Here is a 12164-nt window from a genome sequence, read left to right on the forward strand (position 1 = left end):
TTTCACGGATGCAGATCGTGCATGGCGAGGCACACTGTGCGGCACCGGGCATACCCTGTTGGTCCCCAGCTGGTCCCCAAGCCCGGACCCGGTCGCCCCTGGAGGTCGGTACTGGTCGAGCGACCAGTACCCGGCGCGGACGCCGGCGGACTTCATCTTCGAGATGAAGTCCTTCACCGGCCGCATGGCGAAGGGGCGCCGGAACAAGGTCGGGGAACCGCCAGCAAGGGCAGCTCAACTGAACCCCGTCCCCCGCCTGATCCCGGCCCGGAAACAGGCCGCGACCGAGCCCGCCGCGCGCTGACTTCACACAGGCCGGCAACAGGAGCATCCGGACGGGTCCCCACCACCAGCCCCATGCCCCATGCGTCCGGGCCTCCATCGACGGCGACCGTGGCGATGCCGAAGGCAGCGCGAGCGACGCCAACAGCGGACAGTCACCGACGAGAGCACTCAGACTGGCCAACCACAGCGCTCAGCCACACTCCCGGCCCCACCCGGGAGGCGCTCAGCCCACGACCCGCTGCAACATGACTCAAACCAGTTCGGGCTGCGATTCGCGTCGCGGTTCCGGCAGATACGCCGACGCGGCCTTCCGGTCCCACAGCTTGGTGGTCCGTACGTAGCCGTAGACCACTGAGGTCATCGCCAGAATGAGCAGCGGCCCGAACACCCACGGATGTCCGGCCATCTCCACCGACAGATAGCGATACGACGCCAAGAGCCCAGCGAAGACTGCGGCGCCGTAGACGACCAGCTGGATTCCCGACCGGTCCCAGCCGCGGTCGAGCGAGCGCAGCGCCGTCTCGATCGTGAGCGTGAACACCACACCGGCGACGATGTCCGCGCCGTAGTGGTAGCCGAAGCCCAGCGTTGCACCGAGCGTGGCGATCAGCCAGAACGCGCCTGCGAATCGCAGAGCCCGCGGGCCCTTGCGGGAATGAATGAAGATCGCGGTAGCCCACGCCGTGTGCAGACTGGGCATGCAATTGCGCGGGGTGATCTCGTCGAAGAGCATCGGGTGCGGGGTACTGACCGGCGGCGGCGTGTCCGGCCACAGGTTGGCCACCGCCCAGTGCCCCCCGTCCGCGCCGTAGGCGAAGATCGGTCCGACCACCGGGAAGATCATGTAGATGCCCGGCCCGAGCAGGCCGATGACCAGAAAGGTACGCACCAGATGATGGCCCGGGAAGCGGCGCTCGACCGCCACGTTGCGCAGCTGGTACAGCGCGACGACGACTGCGGCCACCGCGAGTTGAATGTAGACCCAGTCGAGAACGTGGGCGCCGACCGTGCCGGTAGCCGCGACGATCCGGCCTACCAGCCACGACGGGTTACCCAACGCATGATCGGCGGTTGCCACGTACTGGTCGAGCACCGCCGGGCGGGTCTTCGACGTGATCAGCAGCCAGGTGTAGCCGGTCTTGCGGCCGGCCACCAGCAGCAGGGCCAGTCCGACGCCTTTCAGCAGCAGGACACGGTCCCGGTCGGTGCGGCGCGTGACAGCGATGACGGCACAGGCCAAAGTCACCCACAACGCGCCGTTGCCGAACATCATCTCGGCGTCGACCGCCCACCGCACGAGCCAGAAGACGATGTCGATGCCGATCGCGGCGCCGGCCGCGATGAACCGCTGCCGCCAGGTGAGCACCACCGTCATCAACGCCATACTGACGTACAGCACCGTCCCCGATTTGGGGGCGAATATCACCTCTCGCGCCTGGTCGGTGATCGGCCCCGGCTCGCCGTACCGACGCGCGGCGACCTCCAGTGCAATGAGGAATCCGAGGGCCGCCACACTCACCGCGACCCACAGCATGACGCGTGGTTGACGCCATGCAGCGAACCTAGTTCTGCCGTCTATTCGCGAAAACATTCGCGTTACCGTAGATATCAATTTTCAGCTGCTTTGTCATATTTCAATGTGATCGTTGCGAGCTCGAACATGCTAACGGAACGGGCGGGTTTCGCTGATCACAGGTACGCCGAATACAGCGATCAGCTCCCCTTTTCCCGCGGCCACGGCGGACATGAAACGCCGCGCGCCCCGCACGGCCCCGGATTAGGGCGGCGCGGGCGGCTCGGTGGACGGGAGGGCGGGTGTCGGGGCGAGCTCGACGGCGACAGTGTCGGTCGAGGGCAGCGCGAGCGACGCCGACAGCGGATAGCCGCCAACGAGAGTGCTCAGACTGGCCACCTACAGCGCTCAGCCACACCAGGGGGCCACTGACTCTGTCGGATGCTGCCCACCCACCGCGAACCAGCCCCGACCCGGGCATGCGATCACACTGCGACCACCACGCCCCCGGACGCACGAAAGGCCGCCTTCCGATTCCTGAGTGGGCGTTTGATGTTGGTTCGCGCCGGACGTTTCGACACGCTTCGCCGCATATATCGCTAACACGCACGGTCCGAAATGTCTGGAAGCCCCTTACCGGCAGGGAGCTTCCAGGTCATTGCTAGACCAGACGGAATCTGTGCAGCATGTGCGAGCTAAACGGGCGCACAGTCGCCGTCTTCGCGCATGTCAATCCCCGCTCATGCGGCAAGTCGCCTCAAAAGCCACTGGTCACAAAGGCGTTATAGCTCTACCAGGCATACCTAAACGCCCACTCAGAACTCGGCAACATTTGAGCGTCCTGGACGAAGCGGCCGCTCTCCGTATCTGCCGACAAACGCTCTCCGTTGTCACCTGCATAGCCAACCACCAGTGGCTGATATTCGGCGGCGCCCGGGGCAGGTGTCCGCGACACTGGGTCGGTGATCGTCATACGCCCCGTGCTGGAGACCGGCGCGCTCCCCGGCTTCGAGTTCTGGCCGGTCGCCGAGCAACCGCCGCACCACCTCACCCCACTGAACGGCACGCTGAGCGATGAGCAGGTCGGCACGGCAATAGCCACCATGGCCGGCTACAACTCCAGCCGGGTCGAAGACCACCTGACCGACCCGGCCGACGCCTTCCTGAGCTCACTGCTGCACGAGGAGGGGTTCGTCGCCCCTGGAGGGCTCCGCGTCCAGGACACGGGCACCGGCACGACGCTGACGCCCGGTTGCTGCTGCGGACTGGAGGACTGGCGCGGATGGCTGGAGATCGCCGACGGAAGCGAGCTGTGGCTCGGCCACGACCCGACACCGTGGGCCGAACAACTCGGCGACACCGTCCGGCTCCACCCGAACGGCGAGCACCCGGGCCCCGTGATCGAGGTCGCCCGGACCGAGCTCCCCCGGCTGCTCGCCGGGGTCCAGCAGGACCTCGCGGACTTCCTCCTCCTGGTCGCAGCATGGGCCGAGCAGCACGCGCCCCAGTCGGCGCAGGCACTGGTCAGTGCGGTCGACCGGTCGCTCGCAATCACCGCACCACTGCGAAAGCTGAGCTGATGGCGAGCTTCCTGACGCACCGCCGGCTCGTGCTTGACTGCACGCTTCCGGTGCGGCGCCGCCACGCGGCACTGCGTGCCGTCTGGTCGAGTTCACGTGGGAGCGGCCCTCGAGGAAGGAACCGTGGCAGGGCTGCCGGTTCACCGTGCAGTGCCACCGCCTCGAGCACGGCCCCACGCCCGTGCCTACCTTCGCGGACCTCCGAACAGCCCTGGCAGAGCTGGACTATGAAGTCAAAAAATCACGCCGCTCAGCCGTGACCTCGACGAGTACCGGCAACCCGAGAGTCGGATGGCCATCTACGTTGACACCCGAGACGGCGCCCTTCACCAGATCACCGGCCCGGTTGCCCCCGACTACGCGAACCTCCGCCAGGGGCTCCGCTCCAGTCGGGCCGAGCGCGACCAGATCCGCCATCTTCTCGACGCCTCCGACGAGGACCGGCTGCGCTGGATTGGGCGCAACCAACCCCACGGCGCCGAGCGACCGGCCTGGACGCCCAGGCGAGCGCCGCCGCACAGGAAGCGCTCGTCACCGGCCGCACCGTCGCCGACATCGTCCTGGCACCTGGACTCCTCACGCAGGCCAACCTCGACGACATTCTCCGCCCGGAAGCCTCGTACGGTCCGGCAGTTGCAGTTCCAGGTGACAGCGGGAAGGAAGCGGGCAGCGATGGCGCAACCCGGCCGTCCCGTCGGCAACGCCCTCACCAACGGATGGCAGTGTTGGCGCATGGCCGAAAACGAAGATCCCCATCCTGATGACTGGCCGACGCAGGCACGCCAGTCGTTCCTCACCACTGTGTGGAACATGGCTGTCGACGAGGACGCCTACACCGACGGCTCCCCGTCGTGGATCGAGTCCTGGCTACGAGGCCACGAACAGGGGAGCGTTCCCGGCAGCGCATCGGCTGCGGCGCTGCACCGGATCCTGGCGTGCGGGGCGGATCCGGACGATCTGACCGATGTGGTGCGGCAGATGCAGCACGATCTTGCCTACAACGTCTGCCAGCTGATCGACGATCCAGGGCTGTTGGGCGTCGGACTGGACGAGGACTGGTCCGAGCAGACCGACTTCCGCTGGGAGCTCGTGGCGGTCCGCACCGCACAGCCGACAGAGCGGGCACCGATCGATGGACTGCACTCCTCACTCGACGAGCTCGACCCCAGCGGCCGCGGCGGCGAGCCACGCGGCCGACCCGTTCCCGCCCGACTGCCGGGCTATCCCCTCCACGCGCGGCTGGCCGTTGCCCACGTACGCTCGGGCGACCGCATCCAGGCGATCAACACCTGGCGGAAGGCGACCGGCGCGTCGGTGATGGAGGCGAAGGCAGCCATCAACCAGCTTCTCGACCAGTTGCGGCAAGATCCGGAGAACTCGCAGCAGTGACCGAGGAACGGCTGTCGCACACGCCGTAGTTGTGACGGCCGGCGGAGATTCCCAACTACCTTACCGTGACCCCGAAATCCTTCGGTGAACACCGCAGAGCTTCCCTGGACCAGGATAGGATTGAATCCAATTCAACGGGGAATCGGGCTGCGCCCGAATTTGAGGGACTTACATACGGTTTTCGGGGCCCCGCACCGTGACCTGCTGATCAAACGTAGGCCCCGGGAACGAAATGCCCTCCGCCGAGCACACCAGGTGGGGTCCGCGACGGTCGGCCGTCGGGAGCGTAAGTGCCGGGGCCTCAGCTCCAGTCGAAGGTCAGCAGAGCCAACCGGTCTACGGGTTCGAAGAACAGCAGAATCTGGTCGGCGCCGCTGCGTCGGTAGTGCCAGCCCGGCACCGCCGCCACGAACTGGAACCGGTTTCCGGCCGGGCTGATCGGCCACGCGTGGTCGTCGTCGTACTCAAGGTGAAACAGGTCGGGATCTACCCAGTTGCTGTGGGCGTCGGCACGGCCGCCGAGTTGGTCCAGCAGAGCCACCGGGTCGCGCGTCCCGTACAACGGGGAACCCTCGTCGTCGAGCCTGAGCAGTTCGCCCTCACAGCGGAAGGTGTCCCGGTGAGCCTGGTAGCTGCGTTCTTGGCGCTCGCAGTGCTCATCGAGCCGGGCGCGGAATCCTTCCCAGAGCTCGGGTACTTCCTCGGGGGTTGCCGCCCGCGCGAAGTAGCGCACGTCGCCGAGCAGGCGGTAGCGGTCGCCGTCCATCGCGAACCCGAGCCAGTTGGTTGTCTGCAGGGCCGAGTGGAATGCCTGGGTGTGGTCACCGATGTACCCCTCCGCCGGTTCCAGCGGGCTGACCAGGTGGATCCAGCCGTGCCAGGCCGGGTTGACCTGGGCCAGATCGATGGAGATCAACGGGTGTAGGTGCCGGGCCAGTTCGACCTGGTCGGCGACGAACACGTCCGCAGGCTCGGGGTAGACCCGCAGGCCCGTCCCTGCCGTCATGACGTCTTCCCGCAACCGGGGCTCGCCCTCGCCCTCCCTTGGGCTGGACGGGGTGCCCATCGCGTGGCCGACAGCGGGAAACGCCTCCGCGGACATCAACGACCCCTTCTGCAACCCCGTACTTGTGATCGATCACGTGGCGATCAACCCTACCTACCGGAACTGACGGGGCTGGGAGCACCGGGGAGGCCCGTACGCCGTCGTACTGTGCCTGCTCGCGCATGTTCTCACTGGCAGAGATGGTCCAGGAACGCCGCGGCGTCGACCTCAGGGGCGCGGTCACGCAGGAGTACGGCGACTCGGTTGTGACAGGCGGGCGGCCGGCTTTCGTCCTCGGCCTCATCACCATCGGGTCGGTTGAGGCACTCCACGACGCAGGCCTGGGTGAAGCAGGCCAGCAGCATCATGAAGTCGGTCGGCGTGGGCTCGACCCAGAACGGCTTCCACGAGCCCGCGCCGTGGATCGCGATGCCGACGCGGGTGCCGGGGACCGAGGTGTCGGCGACAAACGGATCTGCCGAGTGGCTGGCGATGACCCCCACTCCTCCGGCCAACCGTCCAGGCGGTGCCCGTCATCGCCACGCGAGCGGTAGCCGTACTGGAAGGACACCAGATCTCGACCGGGAGTGAAGGTGATCCCTCCGAGCGGGGCAGGGATATCGACACTGTCGAGCGGACCGGCAGTCCTGTAGAGGCTCCACATTTCCGCCGAAACCGGCAGGTCCCGAGCTACCGTCGGAAGACCGGCAACCGGGCAGGGCCCGAACGCCGCGCTGACGGCGGCACATTGCAACACCTCGGTCAGCGGTCAGCATCGCAACCGCCAACCCGAGTGCCTCTGCGGACAACGCCATGCGGCAGAGCCTATGACCTTGGCGCGTCGTCATTGCCTGCACCAAGGTCAGGGCCACCGAGTGCTCGGTTCGGGGGCGGTCGGTAGCGCGGGTTGTCTCCGTACCTGAGAGCACGGGTAGTCGCCGTTGTCCGGTGCGGTATCGCCCCGGGACGCGAGGTCCAGGGCATCATCGAGCCATCGGGTGTACCACGTGAGAAAATCGACCTCGAGGCAGTACAGACCTGTGGCGTTGCTCAGGCGGTCGGCCCACACCGTGCCCCGGCGCGGACCGCGCAGCATGAGGAACAAACAGTCCCCGCAGCCGTAGTCGGCGATCGGAAGTCGGCCGTTGCACCACGGCTCGCCCAGATACGTCGCCTGCAGGCGGTCGAACCCGGCGGCGTAAGCCGGGTCGTTGTCCAGCAGAACCGCGTGGGCCTCCCAGTCGTCCGGTCCCCCCAGCAACTCGACGAAGTCGACGTCGCCAGTGAGCGGGCTGTCCGCGCCGAGCACGGCACGACCCCAACCCTTCTCTACGAACTCCACGGCTCGGGCGAGCGAGTTGACGCCGTAGTAGGGTCCGGGAGCCCCGTCCCCGATCGTGGTGACGAACTCCCGGAAGTCCTCTGGCAGGCGAGTGCCGGCAAGGTCTTCGACACGGCCGAGGGCAGCCGGGGCCGCGGGCAGACCGATTTCGTACCCGTGAAGGGAAGACCCGCCGATCGGGGTCGGCCGCACGCAGCTCAGCCAGTTTGCCGCTGATCCTCGCCAAATCGGTCATACCCGAATCCTATGAGCCCGCATCCCTGGAGTCGCCGACGGGCTGAGGGCGTTACGCCGCACAGTGTCAGACACCCCATGTCGTTGAGGGTCAAGTAGCATGGGGGCTGGTGCGGTGTGACCAGGCGGTCGCTGCGTCGTAGCGGGTGCGGGTTTTGAGGCAGCCGTGGAGGATGCCGCCGAGGCGGTTGCCGAGCTGGTGCAGGGTGACGCCTTGCGGGTAGCGGCCGGCCGGCTCCAGGTCGTTCACCGTGCTGCAGAGGACGCTGCTGTCGCACCCCGCCGGGACGCCGTCCAGCAGCCGGCCGGGCGCCGCTGGGTCCACGCAGCAGCCCGGAGCTGTCCTCGCTGGTGCGCAAAGCCCGCCGGCTGGCTTCAGCGTTTCCCGCACACGCCGAAGGCCAGACCCCGCGAGGGCTTGGCGCCTTCGTCGCCCGGCCAGCTGTTCAGCCCGGCAGGCCGCACCGCAGCCCGCGGCCGATGTCATCCTGGTGGGCGTGAGTTCCTCTGATGCGACACCCAAGTCCGACCAGGTGCAGGACCGTTGGCGCGCCCGAGAGGCGCCCGCCGGGGACTTCATCGTGTATGCCGACGGCTCGCTGTCGGTGATGAACCTCCTGCGGCTCTACCAGTCCGGTCGGCGCCACGACACCCGCGCCCAGGACTGGCACTGGTCGGAGCTGCTCCGGGCCACCGCGTGGACCCCCAGCGACTGGATGGACGTCGACGCGACGTTCGCTTCGCGCGCTCACGCCGGAAGCCGTGCCCTGGCAGGCGAATCATCAGACCACGGCAGTATCGGCTGGGTTGCCCTGACCCGGGACGACGACGAAGGCGCCCTGGAGTGGCTCGCGGTCTCCTGCTACTCCAACCCGTTCACCGACGTCACCCTGGGCGCCACCACGGTGACCGCCACCAGCACCTTGGGCCGGATCTGGACCTTCCCCCGCGACGCTCCCCACCAGGTGAAGATCACCGCCGATCCGGACTACCCGTGGCTCCAGGTGGACGACGGGCCGAGCGAGGACGGGGCTCAGCGGACGTAGTGCTTGAGTGAACGCCTGCCGCTCTTGGCGCCGGAGGAGGCATACCGCTCCTTGAACCGGTTGACCTGACGGGGGTTGATCGCGAACACCTGATAACCAGAGGCGATCAGGGCCTGCACCCATGAGCCGCGGTCGGTCTCGATCCCGACCACCCCACCGGCTGGGTCCAGGTCCTCCTCTCCGCGGCGGGCGAGGAGTTCATGCAGCTTCGCGATGCCCGCCGCTCCCTCGGGCAGCTTCGCGGTGGCCAGGGCGACCCGTCGACCGCGCAGCCCGGCAGGCGTTGGATGAGCAGGACCGGCATCAGGCGCCGTCCATGGCTGCCGGACGGCCCGCCGCACTCTCGAAGGAGCACAGCACCGTGAACGATCCCTCAGTACGGCGGCCTGCGACGCCTCAACTGTCGTCGGCAGGGCCCGTACCGCGGCGGTGTCCGTACTGTCCGTCGCCTCGCCCGCCGGCCCGTTCTCGACGGCGGTGCCGTCAGGTGCGGTGTGGACCGTGCCCAGCCGACGCACCGCGGACGTCCGGCCGTTCGCCCGCAGGACTGCCTGCGACGCGGACACCGCAGCCGTCCGGAACACGTCACGGTGCGGCACCGGGCAGGCCCCGGCGGGCGCCCGGCGTGCTGAGGGTTCGGTTTTCTCGGCGAGAGGCGGCTGGCAGCCTGGCGTTCATTTGAGACCGGAGTGGGACAGTCCTTCGATGAAGTGGCGCTGGGCCAGGACGAAGACGATCAGCATCGGCAGGACGGTCATGGTGGCGGCGGCGAGTTGGGTGTTCCACATCGGGCCGCCGTAGGCGTCGGTGAAGCGGGTCAGGGCCTGCGGCAAGGTGAACAGTTCTGGTGAGGTGAGGTACACCGTGGGTTCCAGGTAGAGGTTCCAGGAGGCGAGGAACGTCAGGATCGCCACCGCCGACAGGGCCGGTCTGGCCAGCGGCAGGCAGATCCGCCACCAGATCGCGGGACGGCCGAGGCCGTCGAGGCGGCCGGCCTCCTCCAGTTCGACAGGGAGGGCGATGAAGAACTGCCGCATGATGAAAGTGGCCAGCACACACGGTCCGGCCAGCGCGGTCACCAGGATCAGCGGCCAGTGCGTGTTGATCAGGCCGGCCGCTTTGAACAGCTGGAACAGCGGCACGATCGTCACTTCGCTCGGTACCAGCATCCCGGTCAGCACTACCAGGAACAGCGCGTTCGCGCCGGGAAACCGGATCCGGGCGAAGGCGTACCCGGCCAGACTGGACACCAGCAGAGTGATCAGCGTGACCAGTACGGCGATGTAGACACTGTTGAAATACTGCCGGGCAAAGGGCTGGAAGCTGAATGCCTCGCGGTACGCGGACAGTGTCGGCGAGTCGGTCCACAGCGACGGCGGGGCCTTGAAGATCTCCGCCAGTGGTTTTACCGACGCGGCGACCATCCAGATCGTCGGCACCACGAACGGGATCGCCAGCACGCTCAGAGCGACCACCAGCAGTACCGACCGGACTCTGTCAGTCCTCATAGAACACCCACTTACGGCGCAGCTGCCATTGCAGCAAGGTGAGCAGCATGACGAAGGACAGCAGCATCAGGGCCAGCGTCGAGCCGTAGCCGATGTCGTTGAACTCGAAGGCCTGCTGGAACACGTAGTACACGAGAACCGTGGTGGACAGCCCCGGCCCGCCACCGGTCAGGACGGCGATCTGGGCGAAGGACTGCAACGCCCCGGCCACCGTGACGATGACGGTCAGCAGCACCGTCGGTGAGATCATCGGCTACGTGATCCGGGCGAAGACCGTGCGGCTGTTCGCACCGTCGATGCGAGCGGCCTCGTACAGCTCCCGTGGCAGCCCTGCAGGGCTGCCAGGAACAGCACCATGTTGACCCCGACGCCGCGCACCACCTGGGTGGGGATCACCGACACCATCGCGGTGTCGCCCTTCTGCAGCCAGTTCGGCCCGTCGATCCCGACGCTGCCCAGCAGGCCGCTGATGCCGCCGTTGTCCTGGAGCAGGAAGCCCCAGACCAGGGTCCAGGCGACCACGGAGACCACCACCGGGGAGAAGAACAGCGTCCGGAACACCGTGACACCGCGGAACTTCCGGTTGAGCAGGACGGCGATCAGCAGCCCGAGCGTGACGTTGGCGACCACCACCCCGCCTGAGAAGAAGACTGTTGCCAGCAGCACCTTGGGCAGTTGCGGGTCGTGGGCCAGGGCCGCGTAGTTGTCGCCGCCGACGAAGGTCTGTTTGCCGGTGAAGACGTTCCGCTTGTTCAGGCTGTACCAGATCGCCATGCCGACCGGCAGCAGGACGAACACCGCCACCCCGACGAGCTGCGGCAGGATGAACAGGTAGCCGGTCAGTACGTCCCGTCGGCGGGACGTCCAGAAGCCTGGCCCGGATGCGCGTGCGGTCCCGGCGGCGGCCCGTGCGGCCGCCTGCCCGGTGACCTGCGGGGTGGCCCGCTCGGCGGCCTTTTTCCTGGTCACTTGGCCAGAATCGGATCGATCGCGGCGCAGACCGAGCGCAGGACGGCCGGGATGTCGGCATCAGCGCGCCACATCGCGTCGAGCGCCGTTTTGCCCTTCTGGGCGATCTCCGCCGGGCTGGTGTGGTTGGGCAGCGGGACGGCGTCCGGCAGCTGGTCGACCACCGCGTCCTGGAGCTGGGCGGGCTTCAGGACCTTGTTGTTGGCGGCGAGCTTGTCCCCGGTCAGCAGCGACTTGCGCGGCGGCGGGAAGTACTGGGCCAGCTTGGCGGCGTTCTCCGGATCGGTCAGGTACGCGAGGAAGTCCGCCGCCTGGTCCGGGTGCTTGCTGGAGGCCAGCACGCCCATCCCGGCCTGGCCGAGGACGGAGTACGTGCCCTTGGGGCCCGCGGGCAGCGGGTACAGCCCGAACTTGAACGTGCCGGTCAGCAGCGAGGCGCGGGAGACCTGCGCGACGGTGAAGGCGGCATCGCCGGCGAAGAAGTCGGCGGTGGTGCCAGGGCCCGGCATCGCCTGGGTCTTGAACGCCGCGTCGTGCAGGAAGGTGAACGCCTGCTGCATCTCGTGGCTGTCGAAGGTGCAGGTCTTGCCGTCCGCGCTCCACGCCGACGCGCCCCAGCCGGTCCACACGGTGGCCAGCGTGTTCCACGCCTTGTAGTCGAAGTCCCGGACGACGAAGCCGGCCTTGCCGGTTTTGGCGTGGACGGCCGCTCCGGCGGCGGCGACCTGGTCCCAGGTCAGGGTGGCCGGGTCGATCTTCTGTCCGGCCTTGGCCAGCAGGTCGGTGTTCACGTAGAGGGCGTACGGCGAGTTGGAGAACGGGTAGGCGTACAGCGTGCCGTCGTGGCTGTACTCCGCTGTCGAGCAGGTCGTCGTACTTCCAGCCGGGGGTGGCCTTGAACTTGTCGGTCAGCCCGACGAGCGCGTCGGAGGCGATGAGATCCCGCGACAGGTCACCCATCCAGGCGAGATCCGGGGCGTTGCCGCCGGCGATCTGGGTGGTGAGCGTCGTGTTGTAGTCGGCGAACGGGAGGCTCTCGAAGGTGATCTTCGCGACGTCGGGATGGTCGGCCCGGTAGGCCGCCGCGATGCTGTCGAACAGCTTCAGCTGGGCTTTGTCCGAGGTCCAGACCGTCATCCGCAGCTCGACTGCCTTGTCCGAGGTGCCAGTCGCCGGCCCGGCGCAGGCGGCGCTGAGTGCGATGACCGTCGTCAGGGCGACGGTGCCGAGCACCTTTCTGGTTCTGATCATGG

At 67.7% G+C, this 12164-nt stretch carries 13 protein-coding genes and 1 pseudogene; 3 read left to right on the top strand and 11 right to left on the bottom strand.

Annotation, left to right across the window (positions count from 1 at the left end):
- Nucleotides 1-535: 535 nt before the first annotated feature.
- Both OG609_RS04130 and OG609_RS04135 read right to left on the bottom strand, forming a co-directional pair.
- Nucleotides 536-1819 (bottom strand): phosphatase PAP2 family protein, encoded by a 1284-nt coding sequence (locus OG609_RS04130; protein WP_327271501.1) that lies wholly within the window; start codon nucleotides 1817-1819, stop codon nucleotides 536-538.
- Between the two features lie 243 nt (nucleotides 1820-2062).
- On the bottom strand, nucleotides 2063-2197 hold the full coding sequence (locus OG609_RS04135) for a hypothetical protein (protein ID WP_327271502.1): 135 nt from the start codon (nucleotides 2195-2197) through the stop codon (nucleotides 2063-2065).
- A gap of 563 nt (nucleotides 2198-2760) precedes the next feature.
- Here OG609_RS04135 and OG609_RS04140 point away from each other — a divergent pair.
- Entirely contained in the window at nucleotides 2761-3378 is a 618-nt protein-coding gene (locus OG609_RS04140; protein WP_327271503.1) for a hypothetical protein, read from the top strand.
- 554 nt (nucleotides 3379-3932) lie between these two features.
- Complete coding sequence (locus tag OG609_RS04145) at nucleotides 3933-4139, top strand: hypothetical protein (protein WP_327277932.1); 207 nt, start codon at nucleotides 3933-3935, stop codon at nucleotides 4137-4139.
- Nucleotides 4140-5068: 929 nt separating this feature from the next.
- Here OG609_RS04145 and OG609_RS04150 read toward each other — a convergent pair.
- The 4 genes from OG609_RS04150 to OG609_RS04165 form a co-directional block, all read right to left on the bottom strand.
- Nucleotides 5069-5869: a hypothetical protein gene (locus OG609_RS04150; RefSeq protein WP_327271504.1), complete on the bottom strand. Its 801-nt coding sequence runs from the start codon at nucleotides 5867-5869 to the stop codon at nucleotides 5069-5071.
- A gap of 131 nt (nucleotides 5870-6000) precedes the next feature.
- Complete coding sequence (locus OG609_RS04155; RefSeq protein ID WP_327271505.1) at nucleotides 6001-6315, bottom strand: hypothetical protein; 315 nt, start codon at nucleotides 6313-6315, stop codon at nucleotides 6001-6003.
- A 359-nt stretch (nucleotides 6316-6674) separates the two neighbouring features.
- Nucleotides 6675-7346, bottom strand: a complete 672-nt coding sequence (locus tag OG609_RS04160) for an SMI1/KNR4 family protein (RefSeq protein ID WP_327271506.1) — start codon at nucleotides 7344-7346, stop codon at nucleotides 6675-6677.
- 133 nt (nucleotides 7347-7479) lie between these two features.
- Nucleotides 7480-7713 (bottom strand): hypothetical protein, encoded by a 234-nt coding sequence (locus OG609_RS04165; protein ID WP_327278401.1) that lies wholly within the window; start codon nucleotides 7711-7713, stop codon nucleotides 7480-7482.
- Nucleotides 7714-7885: 172 nt separating this feature from the next.
- Between OG609_RS04165 and OG609_RS04170 the strand changes: the two genes are divergently transcribed.
- Nucleotides 7886-8434, top strand: coding sequence for a hypothetical protein (locus OG609_RS04170; RefSeq protein ID WP_327271507.1), 549 nt, complete (start codon nucleotides 7886-7888; stop codon nucleotides 8432-8434).
- Here OG609_RS04170 and OG609_RS04175 read toward each other — a convergent pair.
- The 5 genes and pseudogenes from OG609_RS04175 to OG609_RS04195 form a co-directional block, all read right to left on the bottom strand.
- Nucleotides 8422-9000 (bottom strand): hypothetical protein, encoded by a 579-nt coding sequence (locus OG609_RS04175; protein ID WP_327271508.1) that lies wholly within the window; start codon nucleotides 8998-9000, stop codon nucleotides 8422-8424. The genes OG609_RS04170 and OG609_RS04175 overlap by 13 nt on opposite strands.
- Nucleotides 9001-9108: 108 nt before the next feature.
- Nucleotides 9109-9942 carry a carbohydrate ABC transporter permease gene (locus OG609_RS04180; protein ID WP_327271509.1) on the bottom strand — a complete coding sequence of 278 codons (834 nt, stop codon included), beginning with the start codon at nucleotides 9940-9942 and terminating at the stop codon, nucleotides 9109-9111.
- Complete coding sequence (locus OG609_RS04185) at nucleotides 9932-10192, bottom strand: carbohydrate ABC transporter permease (RefSeq protein WP_327271510.1); 261 nt, start codon at nucleotides 10190-10192, stop codon at nucleotides 9932-9934. The genes OG609_RS04180 and OG609_RS04185 overlap by 11 nt, the downstream gene beginning before the upstream one ends.
- On the bottom strand, nucleotides 10189-10911 hold the full coding sequence (locus tag OG609_RS04190; RefSeq protein WP_327271511.1) for a carbohydrate ABC transporter permease: 723 nt from the start codon (nucleotides 10909-10911) through the stop codon (nucleotides 10189-10191). Before OG609_RS04190 ends, OG609_RS04185 begins: the two co-directional genes overlap by 4 nt.
- Nucleotides 10908-12162 (bottom strand): annotated as a pseudogene (locus OG609_RS04195) (ABC transporter substrate-binding protein). Before OG609_RS04195 ends, OG609_RS04190 begins: the two are co-directional and overlap by 4 nt.
- Between the last annotated feature and the right edge of the window lie 2 nt (nucleotides 12163-12164).

The sequence above is a fragment of the Streptomyces sp. NBC_01224 genome (genome assembly GCF_036002945.1).
GTDB lineage: Bacteria > Actinomycetota > Actinomycetes > Streptomycetales > Streptomycetaceae > Streptomyces.